14 protein-coding genes are annotated in these 13,992 nt (G+C 74.2%); 6 read left to right on the top strand and 8 right to left on the bottom strand.

All coding sequences use genetic code 11. From position 1 onward, the window contains the following. Positions 1-85 precede the first annotated feature (85 nt). Both ACWGJO_RS12510 and ACWGJO_RS12505 read left to right on the top strand, forming a co-directional pair. Complete coding sequence (locus ACWGJO_RS12510) at positions 86-289, top strand: MbtH family protein (protein ID WP_316528801.1); 204 nt, start codon at positions 86-88, stop codon at positions 287-289. A 156-nt stretch (positions 290-445) separates the two neighbouring features. Continuing rightward, the gene (locus ACWGJO_RS12505) at positions 446-958 is read left to right on the top strand and encodes a GNAT family N-acetyltransferase (protein WP_452183407.1); all 513 of its coding nucleotides are present in this window, start codon (positions 446-448) and stop codon (positions 956-958) included. Positions 959-1,168: 210 nt separating this feature from the next. On the opposite strand, the gene pip is transcribed toward ACWGJO_RS12505, so the two are convergent. The 6 genes from pip to ACWGJO_RS12475 form a co-directional block, all read right to left on the bottom strand. After that, a complete protein-coding gene (gene pip, locus ACWGJO_RS12500; RefSeq protein WP_452183406.1) occupies positions 1,169-2,128 on the bottom strand; it encodes a prolyl aminopeptidase in 960 nt (319 codons plus the stop codon). Between the two features lie 376 nt (positions 2,129-2,504). Next, positions 2,505-3,548 carry an ABC transporter ATP-binding protein gene (locus ACWGJO_RS12495; RefSeq protein ID WP_452183405.1) on the bottom strand — a complete coding sequence of 348 codons (1,044 nt, stop codon included), beginning with the start codon at positions 3,546-3,548 and terminating at the stop codon, positions 2,505-2,507. Next, complete coding sequence (locus ACWGJO_RS12490) at positions 3,545-4,567, bottom strand: ABC transporter ATP-binding protein (protein WP_452183404.1); 1,023 nt, start codon at positions 4,565-4,567, stop codon at positions 3,545-3,547. Before ACWGJO_RS12490 ends, ACWGJO_RS12495 begins: the two co-directional genes overlap by 4 nt. Continuing rightward, positions 4,564-5,532, bottom strand: coding sequence for an ABC transporter permease (locus ACWGJO_RS12485; protein WP_452183403.1), 969 nt, complete (start codon positions 5,530-5,532; stop codon positions 4,564-4,566). Before ACWGJO_RS12485 ends, ACWGJO_RS12490 begins: the two co-directional genes overlap by 4 nt. Beyond that, positions 5,519-6,487 carry an ABC transporter permease gene (locus ACWGJO_RS12480; protein ID WP_452183402.1) on the bottom strand — a complete coding sequence of 323 codons (969 nt, stop codon included), beginning with the start codon at positions 6,485-6,487 and terminating at the stop codon, positions 5,519-5,521. The genes ACWGJO_RS12485 and ACWGJO_RS12480 overlap by 14 nt, the downstream gene beginning before the upstream one ends. Then, a complete protein-coding gene (locus tag ACWGJO_RS12475) occupies positions 6,484-8,043 on the bottom strand; it encodes an ABC transporter substrate-binding protein (RefSeq protein ID WP_452183401.1) in 1,560 nt (519 codons plus the stop codon). Before ACWGJO_RS12475 ends, ACWGJO_RS12480 begins: the two co-directional genes overlap by 4 nt. 301 nt (positions 8,044-8,344) lie before the next feature. Between ACWGJO_RS12475 and ACWGJO_RS12470 the strand changes: the two genes are divergently transcribed. The 4 genes from ACWGJO_RS12470 (at position 8,345) to ACWGJO_RS12455 (ending at position 12,399) form a co-directional block, all read left to right on the top strand. Continuing rightward, positions 8,345-8,944, top strand: coding sequence for a TetR family transcriptional regulator (locus ACWGJO_RS12470; protein WP_452183400.1), 600 nt, complete (start codon positions 8,345-8,347; stop codon positions 8,942-8,944). Positions 8,945-9,108: 164 nt separating this feature from the next. Beyond that, on the top strand, positions 9,109-9,909 hold the full coding sequence (locus ACWGJO_RS12465; RefSeq protein WP_452183399.1) for a tyrosine-protein phosphatase: 801 nt from the start codon (positions 9,109-9,111) through the stop codon (positions 9,907-9,909). After that, a complete protein-coding gene (locus tag ACWGJO_RS12460; protein WP_452183398.1) occupies positions 9,906-11,693 on the top strand; it encodes a glycoside hydrolase family 3 protein in 1,788 nt (595 codons plus the stop codon). Before ACWGJO_RS12465 ends, ACWGJO_RS12460 begins: the two co-directional genes overlap by 4 nt. Positions 11,694-11,892: 199 nt before the next feature. Continuing rightward, positions 11,893-12,399 carry a diadenosine tetraphosphate hydrolase gene (locus tag ACWGJO_RS12455; protein WP_452183397.1) on the top strand — a complete coding sequence of 169 codons (507 nt, stop codon included), beginning with the start codon at positions 11,893-11,895 and terminating at the stop codon, positions 12,397-12,399. A gap of 142 nt (positions 12,400-12,541) precedes the next feature. Here ACWGJO_RS12455 and ACWGJO_RS12450 read toward each other — a convergent pair whose 3' ends face one another. Beyond that, on the bottom strand, positions 12,542-12,724 hold the full coding sequence (locus ACWGJO_RS12450) for an alpha/beta fold hydrolase (RefSeq protein WP_452183396.1): 183 nt from the start codon (positions 12,722-12,724) through the stop codon (positions 12,542-12,544). A gap of 20 nt (positions 12,725-12,744) precedes the next feature. Beyond that, on the bottom strand, positions 12,745-13,974 hold the full coding sequence (locus ACWGJO_RS12445; protein ID WP_452183395.1) for a saccharopine dehydrogenase family protein: 1,230 nt from the start codon (positions 13,972-13,974) through the stop codon (positions 12,745-12,747). Positions 13,975-13,992 lie beyond the last annotated feature (18 nt).

Below are 13,992 nucleotides of genomic sequence, written 5' to 3'. Positions count from 1 at the left end.
ACCGACCGACCGACCGATTGACCGACCGATTGACCGACCGGCGGACCGACCGACGGACCGACCGACGATGACGAAGGAGCCCGACATGGACGAGAACACCCGCTACCAGGTGCTGCGCAACGACGAGGAGCAGTACTCCCTCTGGCCGGCCGACCTCGACGTACCGGCCGGCTGGCAGCCCGTCGGAACCGAGGGCACCGAGGCCGAGTGCACCGCCTACGTCGACGAGGTCTGGACCGACATGCGCCCGAAGAGCCTGCGCGAGCGCATGGAGAACGCCGGAGCCTGACCGCCGCGGGACGGGCAGCCGGTCGTGCCCACGCCGACCGGCCCCGTCCCGGCCGCCGCACCACCCCACCACCGCACCACCGCACCACCGCGCCGCTTCACCGCTGCACGACCGCACCACCGAGCCGCCGCACCACCACGACCCGAGGAGAGCACCATGACCCCTCCGCTGCGCACCGAGCACCTGGACTTCATCCCCTACCGGACCGAGGACGAGGACGCCTTCGTCTCCCTGCTGCGCAACGCGGACGTGTGCCGCTGGATGGGCCAGGACCTCGTGCCCGAGCCGGACATCCGAACGCTGTTCCGCGCGATCCTGACCGACGTCTACCCGCGGAACCTCTTCGACGTCTGGGGCCTCTGGCTGGACGGGGCGTACGCGGGCCACGCCGAGGTCAAGCGCGCCGGGAACGTCGACGGCCACGAGCTGGTCACCGCGCTCGCCCCGGAGTTCTGGGGCCGGGGCCTGGGCGCCGAGGTGGTGCGCGGCCTGATCCGCTACGCCGGTGACGAGCTGGGGCTCAAGGAGGTCTACGGCATGGTCGGCGCCGAGAACACCCCGAGCCTGACGATGTGCCACCGGCTCGGCTTCCGGCACCTGCGCGACGTCGTCGGCGACGACGGCTCGGTGACGAAGCTGCTGGCCATCTCCACCACCGACGAGGCCTGACCCCTTCCCCGCCCGGGCCGAGCCCGACGGGGCGGTGGGGCCAGGCCCCGGGGGCCGGCCCCGGCCCGGGGCCCCACCGGGGGGGGGTGGTCAGGCGGGGTTTTAAACCGCGCGACCTGACCCCTGCCCCGCCCGGGCCGAGCCCGTCGGGGCGGTCGCGCCGGCCCGGGCCGGCGCGACCGGTCCAGGGCCGACTCCGCGTCCTGGGGATCAGCGGTTCTTGAACTCCTCGATGGCGGTCCGGGTCGCCCGGTGCATCGCCTCGCTGCCGGCGTGCCCGGAATCCTCGATGATGTGGAGCCGCGCGCCCGGCCACGCCTTCGCGAGCTCCCAGGCGGTCTGTACCGGGCAGCCCATGTCGTGCCGGCCGTGGACGAGCACTCCCGGGATCCCCGCCAGTACGTGGGCGTTGCGCAGCAGTTGGTCCTCCTCCAGCCAGGCGCCGTTGCCGAAGAAGTGGGAGCAGATCCGGACGAAGGCGATCCGCGCGTCCACCTCGCGGTCGCTGTACATGCCGGGCGAACCGTTGGGCTCGTTCGAGACGACCGCGTCCTCCCAGGCGAGCCAGTCGGCGGCGGCCTTCTCCCGGACGGCACGGTCGGGGTGCTCCATCAGCCGCGCGTACGCCGCCGGCAGGTCGCCGGCCCGCTCGTCCGCGGGGACACCGTCGCGGAACCGGTCCCATGCCTCCGGGTGGAACCGCCCGGCACCCCGGTAGAGCCAGTCGATCTCGGCTCGTCGGGCCGTCGTCACGGCCTGGACGACGACCTCGCCGACCCGTTCGGGATGCTGCTGCGCATAGGCCAGGACGAGGGTCGATCCCCAGGAGGCACCGTTCAGCAACCACCGCTCGACGCCGAGGTGATCGCGCAGCCGCTCCATGTCGTCGATCAGGTGCTGCGTGGTGTTCAGGCTCATGTCCGCCGCCGGGTCGCCGGCGTGCGGGGTGCTGCGGCCGCAGTTGCGCTGGTCGAAGCGGACGACACGGTAGCGCTCGGGGTCCCAGGCCCGTGTCGGCCGTTGCGGCGCGCCCGCCCCCGGGCCGCCGTGGACGTTCAGCGCCGGCTTGCCGTCGGGGCTGCCGAGCTGCTCGTAGTAGATGCGGTTGCCGTCGCCGGTGTCGAGGAATCCGGTGTCGTAAGGGGCGGTCGGAGGATAGAGCTCAACCATGACCGTCGATCGTACGGGGGCTGCCACAACGGGCGGAAGGCTCCGTCGCGCCGTCCCGGGACGGTTCGCCCACGGACCTGCTCCAACACCGAGGGGCGGCTCGGCGACGGCACCACCGCCCGCTACGAGGACATCCTCGGCAAGGGCTTCACCGCCGTCACCACCGGCCTCGGCGGTGATACCGCCCACGCCTTCCGATCTCCCCGGTTCGCCGGCGCCCCGCGTCCGTGGCCGAGCGCCACGCACGCGGGGCGGCGCCGTCCGCCGGCCGTGCCGATACGGCGGCGAGCCTCCCCGCGCACCGCTCGCCGGTCGCCGACCCGAAGGCGCCGGCCGGGAGCGGCCGCCCGGCCGTTCGGGCCGAACGCCGGGCCGGTCAGGCCTCCGCGGCGCCGACCAGCGGGCGGTGGCAGGCCACCGTGCGGCCGGGTGTCACCTCCCGCGGCCGGGGCTCCTCGGTGGCGCAGCGGCTGTCCGCCAGCGGGCAGCGGGTGCGGAAGCGGCAGCCGCTGGGCGGGGCGAGGGGGGAGGGCGGGTCGGCGGGGAGCAGGCCGGTGTCGCGCAGCGGGCGGCCGGGTTCGGGGACGGCGGCGAGCAGGGCGGCGGTGTAGGGGTGGGCCGGGGCGGCGAGGACGGCCTCGGTGGGGCCGCGCTCGCAGATCCGGCCGAGCTGGAGCACGGCCACCTCGTCGCTCACCGCCCGGACCACGCCGAGGTCGTGGGAGATGAAGAGGCCGGCCAGTCCGCGCTCCTCGGTGAGGTCGCGCAGCAGGTTGAGCACGGTGGCCTGGGCCGAGACGTCGAGGGCGGAGACCGCCTCGTCGGCGATCAGGACGCGAGGTCCGGCGGCCAGCGCCCGGGCGATGGCGACCCGTTGGGCCTGTCCGCCGGAGAGCTGGTGGGGCCGGCGGTCGCCGAACAGGGCGGGCGGCAGGCCGACGGCCTCCAGCTGCCGGGTCACGATCTCCTCCCGGTCCCGCTCCCGGTCCCGGCTCCGGTCGCGGGCCGGGCCGGGGTGGGCGTCGAGGGGTTCGGCGACGAGGTCGCGAACCCGGCGGCGCGGGTTGAGGGAGGAGAGCGGGTCCTGGAAGACCATCTGGAGGCGGGGCCGGACCGCCCGCAGGGCCCGCGGGGAGAGCGTGGCGAGGTCGGTGCCGTCGAGGGTGACGGTGCCGGAGGTGGGTGGGGGCAGGCGGAGCAGGGCCTTGGCGATGCTGCTCTTGCCGGAGCCGGACTCGCCGACCAGGGCGAGGGTGCGGCGCGGGTACAGGGCCAGGTCGACGCCGCTGACGGCGTGCAGCGGGCCGGAGCGGGTGCGGTGGACGACGCCGAGGCCGGTGGCCTCCAGGACGGCCGTACCGGTGTCGGCGGTTCCGGCGCCGGCGGTGTCGGGTGCGGCGGTGTCGGGCGCGGTGGTCATGCCGCGGACTCCAGTTCCTCGGGAGCGGTGCTGTCGGCCGCGGTGAGCGGGAAGTGGCAGTCGGCGGTGTGTCCGTCCGCCGCCGTGCGGGTGGGTGGCGCGGTCGTGGTGCAGAGTTCGGTCGCCCGCTCGCAGCGCGGGGCGAAGGGGCAGCCGGGGATGGGCCGGGTGAGGTCGGGCGGTGAGCCGGGGATGGCGGGCAGGGCGCGGCGCAGCGGGCCGGTGACGCGCGGGACGGAGCGCAGCAGCGCCGCCGTGTAGGGGTGCCGGGGGTGCCGGGTGACGGCTTCGGTGGGGCCGGTCTCGACGATCCGGCCGCCGTACATGACGGCGATGCGGCGGGCCCGCCCGTACAGCAGGCCGATGTCGTGGGTGATCAGCAGGGTGGCCAGGCCCCGGTCGACCCGGTGCTGGTCGAGCAGGTCGAGGACGGTGCGCTGGACGGTGACGTCGAGGGCGGTGGTGGGTTCGTCGGCGAGCAGCAGGGCGGGTTCGCCGGCCAGGGCGGCGGCGATCCCGACGCGCTGGCGCAGGCCGCCGGAGAGCTCGTGCGGGTGGGCGCGGGCCCGCCGGGCGGGGTCGGGGACGTCGACGGCGGCGAGCAACTCGGCGGCGGTGCGAAGCCGTTCGCGTCGGGACAGGCGGCGCCGGTTGGTGATCGACTCGGTGACCTGGTCGGCGATCCGGACGACCGGGTTGAGCGAGGTCATCGGGTCCTGGTGAACCATGGCGATACGGGTGCCGAGCAGTTCGGCGCGCCGGGCGGGGGTGGCGGCGAGCAGGTCCTCGCCGTTCAGCCGGATCTCGCCGGTGGCGACGGCCCTGGTGGTGCGCGACTCGACGCCGAGGACGGTGCGGGCGAGCACGGACTTGCCGGAGCCGGACTCGCCGACCACGCCGAGGCACTCGCCGGCCGCGATGGCGAGGCTGACGCCGTGCAGGACGTGCAGGGCCCGCCCGTCGGGGGTGTGCAGGACGGTGTCCAGCGAGCGGACGTCGAGGACGGGGGCGGAGGTCATCCGCGCGCTCCCTTCGTGGCGGTGGGCTTGGCTGTGGTGGGCTTGGCTGCGGCGGGAGCGCCCGAACGCAGGTGCTCCCCGAGGTAGTTGAGGGCGAGGACGGTCAGGCAGAGCACCGCCGCGGGCGCCAGCGAGATCCACGGCGCGCTGCCGAGGGTGGTGCGGCCCTCGGCGATGATGCCGCCCCAGGAGGGCTCCGGCGGGCGCAGCCCGAAGCCGAGGAAGCTGAGCGAGCCCTCGGCGACGATGGCGACGGTGGTGGCGGTGAAGGCGAAGGTGAGCGCGATCGGCAGGACGTGCGGGACGATCTCGCGGCGCAGGATGCGCAGCGGGGCGGTGCCGATCATGCGGGCGGCCTGGACGAAGCCGCGCTCGGCGAGCGAGAGCACGACGGCGCGCACCACCCGGGTGAAGTGCGGGACGGTGAACAGTCCGATCAGGCCGCCGATGACGGTGAGGCCGGGGCCGCGCATCGAGACCACGATCATCACCAGGATCAGGCTGGGCACGGACATCAGCAGGTCGGTCGCGAAGCCGATGGCCTTGTCGACCGGGCCGCGGAACCAGCCGGCGGCGAGGCCGAGCGCGCCCCCGCCGAGCAGCCCGACCAGGACGGTCAGGGCGGCGACGGTGAAGGAGGCGCGGGCGCCGGCGACGGTGCGCTGCAGGATGTCCCGCCCGGAGCCGTCGGTGCCCAGCCAGTGGCCGGGGCCGGGGGCGGCGGAGGGGTGGGCGAAGTCGCCGTGCAGCGGGTCGAAGCCGGGCAGCAGGGGCAGCAGCAGGGCGGCGAGGGCGACCGCGGCCAGCCAGGCCGCGGCGGCGAGCACGCCGGCCGGCGGGCGGCGGCGGGCGGTGGGGGTCCCGGCGGTGTCGGTGCTCCCTGCGGTCCCGGCTTCGTTCCCAACGGTCCTGACGGACCCGGCGGCGCTCTCGGCGGTCACGGTGGTGGTCTCAGCGGCGCTCATGGGCGATCCTCGGGTCGATCGTGCGGTACAGCAGGTCGACCGCGAAGGTGGCCGCGACCACGGCGACGGCACTGACCACCACCACGGCCTGGACGACCGGGAAGTCCCGGCCGGCGATGGCTCCGGAGATCAGGCTGCCGACGCCGGGCACCGCGAACAGCGACTCGACCAGCACCGAGCCGCCCAGCGAGGTCCCGATGCCGATCCCGATCAGCGTCACCAGCGGCAGGCTGGACGGCCGCAGGGCGCGGCGCAGCAGCAGCCGGGTGGTGCCCATCCCGCGGCTGCGGGCGGCGGCGATGTACGGCTGGTCGAGGGTTTCGAGCAGCTGTCCGCGCAGGGTGCGGGTGAACACGGCGGCCTCGGTGAGGCCGAGGGTGAGGGCGGGCAGCACCAGGTGGCGCAGGTTCTCGGCCGGGTTCTCGGTGAACGGGGTCCAGCCGGTGGCGGGCAGGACGCGCAGCTGGACGGCGGCGATCCAGATGAGCAGCAGGCCGAGGGCGAAGCCGGGGACGGCGAGCCAGCAGAAGGTGGCGGTGGTGGCGAGCCTGTCGAAGGTGCCGCCGGGCCGCCAGGCGGAGAGCAGGGCGACGGGCACGGCCAGGCAGAGCGCCACCAGCTGGGCGGCGAGGAAGAGTTCGAGGGTGACGGGGACGCGGTCGGCGAGTTCTCCGGTGACGGCCGCTCCGGTGGACAGCGAGTGGCCGAGGTCGCCGTGCAGGGCGTCGCCGATCCACTGCCAGGTGGCGGCGAGCACGTTGCGGTCCAGGCCGAGCCCGGCCTCGTAGGCGGAGATCTGCTCGGGGGTGGCGGTGGGGCCGAGGGCGGCGACGGCGGGGGAGCCGGGCATCAGGTGGGGCAGGGCGAGCGCGCCGACGGTGACCAGCAGCAGGACGGCCGCGGCGCGGCCGAGCTGCCCGCCGTACCGCAGGGCGGTCCGGGCGCCGGGGGTCACCGCTTCACCCACAGGGTGGCGGGGGAGACGTTGAGGACGGTGCGCCTGGACAGGTCGGGCAGTCCGCCGACCTTGGCGGTGCCGAGGAAGCCGACGGTGTTCTCGGTGAGGAAGACCATCGGCGCCTCGCCGACGACCCGCGCGGCGGCCTGGCCGTAGGCGGCCGAGCGCTTGGCCGGGTCGGTCGAGGCGCGGCCCTCGGTGATCGCCTTCTGGGCCTCGGGGTCCGACCAACTCATGAAGTTGTAGGGCGAGTTAGGCAGGTAGAGGCTGCCGAGAGCGGTGTCGGTGTCGCCGAACATGCTGGTGATGAAGTCCATCACCTGGAACTTGCGCTGGAGCATCGCGGTGCCCAGGCCCGCGTTGTCGAGCGGCTTGACGGTCATCCTGATCCCGGCCTCGCCGAGCATCTGCTGGAGCACGGTGGCGCGCTGCTGGGCCTCGGGGCGGCTGTCGACGAGGTACTCGAAGGCGAGGTCGGGGTGGCCGGCCTCGGCCAGCAGGGCACGGGACCTGGCCGGGTCGTGGGCCGGGTACCCGGCGGCGGTGCGGTACGGGGAGCGGGAGCCGATCGGCCCGTCCGCGACGGAACCCTGACCGAGGAAGACGACCTTCTCCAGGGCCTCGCGGTCGATCGCGTACTGCACCGCCCGGCGGACCCGGACGTCGTCGAAGGGCGCGGCCTTGGTGTTGAACAGCACGGTGCTGGTGGAGCCGGGCCCGGTGGCGGTGCGCAGCCCGTCGGCGGCGGCCTGCTTGAGCTGGCTGGGCGTCTCGGTCCAGATCAGGTCGGTGTCGCCGGAGCGCAGCGACTGGTAGCGGCTGTCGGCGTCGGGCAGCACCCGGTAGACGAGCTTGTCCGCGTGGCCCTTGGCGCCCCAGTACGCGGGATTGCGGGCCAGGGTGACGGAGACTCCGGGCTGCACGCTCTCCACGGTGTACGGGCCGGAGCCGACGGCGGGGGAGTCGCCGGACGGGGCCTCGGAGACGTAGCCGAGCGAGCGGGTGAACAGGTTCGGGAAGGCGGCGTCGGGCGCTTTGAGGGTGAAGGCGACGGTGGTCGGGCCGGTGACGGCGGTGGAGCCGATGGCGGCCGCGTCGAGGGCGCAGGCGCACTTGCTCTCCGGCTTGGCGAGCCGGGTGACGTGGTCGGCGACGGCCTGGGCGTCGAGCGGCCTGCCGTCGCTGAACGTCACGCCCTCGCGCAGGTCGAGGGTCCAGACCGTGGCGTCCGCGTCGGGGGTGAAGGACTTGGCGAGGTACGGCTGGACGGTGCCGTTGTCGCCGTTGACCATCAGCGGGTCGTACAGGGCGTTGGCGAGGACCATCATCGGCATCTGGATCAGCGTTCCGTCGGCCGGGTCGAGCTTGGCGAACGGTCGGTCCAGGCCGATCTTGAGGGTGCCGCCGTCCACGGCCTGCCCGTCGGCCGCCGCGCCGGTGTTCCCGGCGGCGGCGCCGGTGCCGGACAGGGCGTCGTCGGAGGCGGAGCAGGCGGTGAGCGTGAGCGCGGCCGTGCAGGCCGCGGCTACCAGGAGGTGGGTGTGCCGCTTCATGGTTCCTCGGTTCGGGGGTGCGGGGGCGGCCAGGGGGAGTGCGGCCGCCGACGTCCACACCATTTCGGAAGTGGCAGTACTGCCAAAAGGCAGTTGTGCAAACTTCGGATGACGAAACCCGGAAGAGTCGTCTCCCGCCTTGAGCGAGCACGGTCGGACGTGATTCGGTACTGACAGCCGCCCCCTCGGCGGCCCCACCGACGCCCGGACCGGGCACTCGCCCGGGACCGGAACGGACCGACTCGGATCCGACTCGGAACCGGCTCGGACACCCAACTCACCGAACAGGAGCGGAAGAACGATGCAGGGGACGGACACCGCGGCGGAGCCGGGCATGCGCGACCGCAAGAAGGCGCGCACCCGCGACAGCATCCGCTCCGCGGCGCTCGACCTCTTCGAGGAGCAGGGCTACGAACGCACCACCGTGGACCAGATCTGCCGCCGCGCCGACGTCGCCCACCGCACCTTCTTCCGCTACTACCCGGCCAAGGAAGCCCTGCTGTTCGGCTGGGACTTCGGCCACGTCGTCCTCGACGCCTTCGCCGCCGCCCCCGCCGAACTCCCGCTCTGGGCCGCGCTCGAAAACGCGCTGACCGTCACCGGCGGACGGCTGGAGGAGCCCGTCGAGCACACCGAGCGCCGCCGGCGGCTGCGCAGGGGCCTGCTCGAAGTGCACTCCGTCCACAACTACGCCCTGGTCGTCATCGACGCCTTCATCGAACACGCCGTCACCATCGCCGCCGAGCGGCTCGGCACCGACCCGGACACCGATCTGCGCCCGACCGCGTTCGGCGCGATGTTCGGCGGCATGGTGCGGCGCCACATCCTGATCGGCCGGGAGAGCGGCACGCTGGCCGACTGGGTCAAGGCCTACCGTGACGTGCTCGCCGCGGCGGGCTGACCCGAGCTCCGTCACCGTTCCTGGTCCCGTTCCCGGGAGTGCCGCCGGCCGCCCGGACGGCACCGCATGCCCTCTTCTCCCTCGTCACCATCCTCGCGCGGTGCTGCCGCGCGCCTTCGTCACACCCCTCGCCACACCCTTCGCACATCCCGAAAGGCCCCCGCATGTCCCTGGTCAACTTCCGCGACCCCGCCGTGCTCGCCGACCCCGCGAGCCGCTGGATCCGTCCCGGTGCCCTGTTCCGCTCCGCCCAGCCCTTCCCCGCCGCCGACTCGGACGTCGTCGCCCAGCTGCGCGAGCACGGCGTCACCACCGTCGTCGACCTCCGGGGCGAGGCCGAGAGCAGCCCCGAGGACTGGGCCGCCGCCGAGGCCGCCGGCATCGCCGTCGTCGCCGCCCGGATCGAGCCCACCAACGACGAACTGGCCCAGGCCATGCGGACCATGACCACCGCCGAGGACCTCGGCGCCTTCTACCTGCTGATGGCCGAGTCCGCGCCGCAGGCCCTGGCCGCCGCCGTCGAGGCCACCGCCCGCCCCGGCGGGGTGCTGGTGCACTGCGCCGCCGGCAAGGACCGCACCGGGCTCCTCACCGCGCTGCTGCTGGAGCTGCTCGGGGTTCCCGCCGAGGAGATCGTCGCCGACTACGCCCGCACCAACGAGGCGATCCAGCAGATCTGGGCCGGCCTCGCCGACCGCAACCGCTCCGCCCTCAACGAGGTCGAGGCCGGCCGACTGGTCGTCCCCGCCCCGCTGCTGGAGGCGCCCGCCGGGGCGATGAGCGCCTTCCTCGACCTGGTCCGCACCAAGCACGGCGGTGCTGCCGCCTTCCTGGCCACCTGCGGGGTCACCGCGGAAACCCTGGACGCCTTCCGCACCAAGGCCGCCGCCCGTACCGAGGCCGCCGCCGGTACCGTGACCGCGGTCCGTACCGTCGTGTCGAACGCCGCCGAGGTGACGGCATGACGACGACCCTGCTGCACCACACCGACGGCACGCCCTTCCGCGACCTCAACCACAACGGCACCATGGAGCCCTACGAGGACCCGCGGCTGCCCGTCGAGGAGCGGGTCGAGGACCTCCTCGGCCGGATGACCGTGGAGGAGAAGGCCGCGCTGATGCTGCACGGCCGGATGCTCCCCGGCGAACACCCGCCGTTCCCCTCCGGCGCCGGCCTGATCACCGAACGCGGCCTCACCCACTTCGCCATGATGGCCGTCCCCGACCCGCGCGCGATGGCCTCGTGGAACAACCACGTCCAGGACCTCGCCGCGGCCGCCCGGCTGGGCATCCCCGTCACCCTCTCCTCCGACCCCCGGCACGGCTTCACCGCCAACCCGGCCACCGCCCACACCGGCGGCGGCTTCAGCACCGGCCCCGAGCCGATCGGCCTCGCCGCCACCGACGACCCCGAACTGGTGCGCCGCTACGCCGACCTGATCCGCCGCGAGCTGTGTGCCGTCGGCATCCGGGTCGCCATCCACCCGATGGCCGACCTCGCCACCGAGCCCCGCTGGGCCCGGATCAGCGGCACCTTCGGGGAGGATCCGGGGCGCGCCTCGCGCATGATCACCGCCTACATCGAGGGCCTCCAGGGCGAGCGGGTCGGCCCGGACAGCGTCGCCTGCATGACCAAGCACTTCCCCGGCGGCGGCCCGCAGGCCGGCGGCGAGGACTCGCACTTCGCCGCGGGGCGCCGACTGGTCTATCCCGGCGGCGAGTTGGAGACCCACCTGCGCCCCTTCGAGGCGGCCTTCGCCGCGGGCACCGCGCAGATCATGCCCGCCTACGCGATCCCCTCCGGCAGCGGCCTCGCCGAGGTCGGCGCCAACTTCAACCGGGACGTCATCACCGGCCTGCTGCGCGGGCGCTACGGCTTCGACGGCGTGGTCTGCACCGACTTCAACGCCATCACGGGCATGAGCGTCCCCGGCGTGGTCACCCTGCCTCCGCGGCACTGGGGCGTCGAGGAGCTGTCCGTCGCCGAGCAGGTCGTGCTCACCCTCGACGCGGGCGCCGACCAGCTCGGCGGCGAGACCGACCCGGAGCTGATCCTGGCGGCCGTCCGCTCCGGCGCCGTCACCGAGGCCCGGCTCGACGAGTCGGCCCGCCGCATCCTGCGCGACAAGTTCCGCCTCGGCCTCTTCGACGACCCGTACGTCGACGTGGAGGCGGCAGCCGAACTGGTCGGCACGCCGGAGGGCCGGGCGCTCGGCCGCGAGCTCCAGCGCCGCTCCGTGGTCCACCTGGCCGGCGAGCCCCGTACCGCCACCGGCGCCACCCGGCTCTACGTCGAGGGCATCGACCCGCAGGTCGCCGCCGGGTACGGCACCCCGGTCGAGCGCCCCGAGCAGGCCGACCTCGCCGTCGTCCGCGTCGCCACCCCGTACGAGCGGCGCGAGGGCATGCTCGAACAGCATTTCCACAGCGGTTCGCTGGAGTTCGAGCCGGCCGAGGTCGAGCGGCTCACCGCCCTGGCCGCCACCGTTCCCACGGTCCTCGCCGCCCAGCTGGAACGGCCCGCCGTGCTCACCCCGCTCGCCCCGCACGCGGCCCTGCTGATCGGGGAGTTCGGCGCCGCGGACGAGGTCGTCCTGGACGCCGCCCTCGGCCGCGCCCCGATGACCGCGACCCTCCCGTTCGACCTGCCCGCCTCCGACGCCGCCGTCGCCGCCTCCCGCGAGGACGTCCCCTTCGACACCCGCGCCCCGCTCTTCCGCCACGGCCACCGCGCCCCCGCCGGAAGCTGACCCACCCCGCCCCGGGGAGCGCCCCCGGGGCGGGCCCTCGTGCGCCGGCGCTCGGTCAGCAGCATCGAGCCCCTTCCGAACCCGGCCGGAGCCGAGGTTCACCTCGGCCGGATGCGAACATGGCACGGAGCCGGGGGAGCGACCAGCGACCATCATTCGGCCGGGCCTGCTCGGTCACGCTTGTACGGGGTGCGGTGTCATGGTGAAGGACTGGCGGGGCGACAGGATCGGCAGTGCGCTGCAAGGTACGAACCCCACGGTGCTCCGGCGGCTCGACGCCGGCTTCGCGGTGATCGGCGACGTGCAGTTCCTGCCCGGGTACTCGGTTCTGCTGGTGGACGAGCCCGGTGTGCAGCGTCTGTCCGATCTCCCGCGCGGCAGACGAACGGCCTTCCTCGCGGACATGGACCGGCTGGGTGAAGCCGTGGAGCGGGTCTGCCGGCGGCTGGACCCGGAGTTCCGGCGCGTGAATCTGGAGATCCTCGGCAACACCGACAATTTCCTGCACGCGCACGTGTGGCCGCGGTTCGAGTGGGAGAGCCCGGATCGCGTCCGTCGCCCGGTGTGGCTGTATCCCACGGAGAACTGGCGCGATCCCGCGAGCGCGCTCGGACCGGAGCACGACGGCCTGCGGGAGGCGATCGGGCGCGAGCTCGACGGCTTGTCCGCGCCGCCTGTCCGTCCGGAGGGCCGGGAAGGAGTGTGAGATCCGACCCTGGGACCGACGGCATGCCCCCGGGTGACAAGCTGTGGCCGTAGGGATCCGGAAGGACCGCGATGGTCCGCCTCACCGCCGACGGCCGGGGCCTGCGCGCCGTACCCGCCGTCCAGCCCTCGCGCGACGCGCTTCACCGGTCGTTCCAGAACGAGCGGAGCAGGGCTGCCTGGAGCGGTGCCCAGTCCGCCAGGCTGCGGTCCAGGCCGTGCAGCAGGAGCACCGGGGGGCCGCTGCCCGTCGCGGCGCAGTGGACGGTACGTCCCGCGACGTCGATGAAGTCGGTGGCGGGTGCGGTGGCATTCTTCGGTGGCACGTTGTGTCTCCTGCCGCGTTTCACCGGGTCGGGGTCACGTCGATGATCACGCCGTCGCGGGGGCCGTCGTGGCCGGGAAGGTCGGGCACGTGGCGGGCCAGGTCGAGGAAGAAGCGGTCGGCGTCGATGGCTGTCTCCGGCGGGTGGACGCCGAGGTGGCCACCGGTGCCGTCGAGCAGTTGCGCGAGCCCCAGCGCCAGGGGCAGACCGGTTGCCTCCGCCATGTCGTTGAGCAGTGCCGAGGCGCCGGGTGTATCGGCGAGCCGGGCGAGGGCTGTGACGCGGCGGCCGTCGCGGGTGCCGGTGGCGGCCGCGAAGAACGGGGGCAGTGACCCGGGCCCCTTGCGGGTCATGGCACCGGCGGTGGCCCGCAGCGCGCGGGACACCGAGGGCTTGGCGAGTTCGGCTGCCGCGGTCTCGTTGGTGAGTTTTCCGGCGTCGATGTCGCGGCGCAGGACGTCGAGGTAGGCGATCGTGCCCGGGGTGACGACCATGAGGTTGGCGGCCTCGCCGGCCGGCCGGAAGCTGCGGTGCAGGGTGACCGGCTCGGGGTGGCCGACGGTGTAGGCCGTGCCGGTGTGTCCGGCGGATACGGAGAGGGCGACCGGCTGGAGCGGCCGCCGGTGAACGAGCCGTCCGCCGCTGACCATCACGACTTTCCCGCTGATCTGCTCCATCCAGTGCACGGCGGCCGCGCTGGGGCGCCCGTCGGGGTCGCTCAGCTGCTCGTCGTCCCCACCGCCGCCGGAGACGTCGACGGGCCAGGCGGTGTACAGATCCTGGACATGGTCCAGTTGCCGGACGGCACGGGTGGCCAGCAGATTGCTGACGCCGGGGCTGGCGCCCATTCCCACCACGGCACGGACCCCGGCGGCCCGGGCCTCCTCGTCCAGGCCGAGCATCTGCAGGGTCGGCTCCCAGTCGTCGCAGATGTCCAGGTAGTGGGTGCCGGTCGTGATCGCGGCTCGCAGCACGGTGAGGCCGAAGCGGTAGTACGGACCGACGGTGTTGAGGACGGCGTCCGCGTCCTCCAGCGCGGCGTGCAGGGCGCCGCTGTCGGTCACGTCCACCTTCAGCGCCCGCATCGGCGCGCCGCCCGTGCCGTCCTCGTCGAGCCGGCGCACCAGTGTCCGGGCCGCCTCCAGGTTCCGGTCGGCCACGACGATCTCGGTGACGCCGGGGAGTCCGGCCGCCACGCGTACCGCTACGGCACCCATTGCTCCGGGGCCTCCGAGAGCCAGAATCCTCATTCGCCACTCCATCTATCG

Source organism: Kitasatospora sp. NPDC054795, from assembly GCF_053611565.1.
Note: the sequence above shows the minus strand (reverse complement) of the source record. Positions and strands in the feature narration are given on the sequence as shown.

Excerpts from the sequence above, each read along its gene's own strand:
- ACWGJO_RS12505 (WP_452183407.1), top strand. The coding sequence starts at position 446 with ATGACCCCTCCGCTGCGCACCGAGCACCTGGACTTCATCCCCTACCGG.
- ACWGJO_RS12485 (WP_452183403.1), bottom strand. The coding sequence starts at position 5,532 with ATGAGCGCCGCTGAGACCACCACCGTGACCGCCGAGAGCGCCGCCGGG.
- ACWGJO_RS12490 (WP_452183404.1), bottom strand. The coding sequence starts at position 4,567 with ATGACCTCCGCCCCCGTCCTCGACGTCCGCTCGCTGGACACCGTCCTG.
- ACWGJO_RS12475 (WP_452183401.1), bottom strand. The coding sequence starts at position 8,043 with ATGAAGCGGCACACCCACCTCCTGGTAGCCGCGGCCTGCACGGCCGCG.
- pip (WP_452183406.1), bottom strand. The coding sequence starts at position 2,128 with ATGGTTGAGCTCTATCCTCCGACCGCCCCTTACGACACCGGATTCCTC.
- ACWGJO_RS12510 (WP_316528801.1), top strand. The coding sequence starts at position 86 with ATGGACGAGAACACCCGCTACCAGGTGCTGCGCAACGACGAGGAGCAG.
- ACWGJO_RS12495 (WP_452183405.1), bottom strand. The coding sequence starts at position 3,548 with ATGACCACCGCGCCCGACACCGCCGCACCCGACACCGCCGGCGCCGGA.
- ACWGJO_RS12465 (WP_452183399.1), top strand. The coding sequence starts at position 9,109 with ATGTCCCTGGTCAACTTCCGCGACCCCGCCGTGCTCGCCGACCCCGCG.
- ACWGJO_RS12445 (WP_452183395.1), bottom strand. The coding sequence starts at position 13,974 with ATGAGGATTCTGGCTCTCGGAGGCCCCGGAGCAATGGGTGCCGTAGCG.
- ACWGJO_RS12460 (WP_452183398.1), top strand. The coding sequence starts at position 9,906 with ATGACGACGACCCTGCTGCACCACACCGACGGCACGCCCTTCCGCGAC.
- ACWGJO_RS12470 (WP_452183400.1), top strand. The coding sequence starts at position 8,345 with ATGCAGGGGACGGACACCGCGGCGGAGCCGGGCATGCGCGACCGCAAG.
- ACWGJO_RS12455 (WP_452183397.1), top strand. The coding sequence starts at position 11,893 with ATGGTGAAGGACTGGCGGGGCGACAGGATCGGCAGTGCGCTGCAAGGT.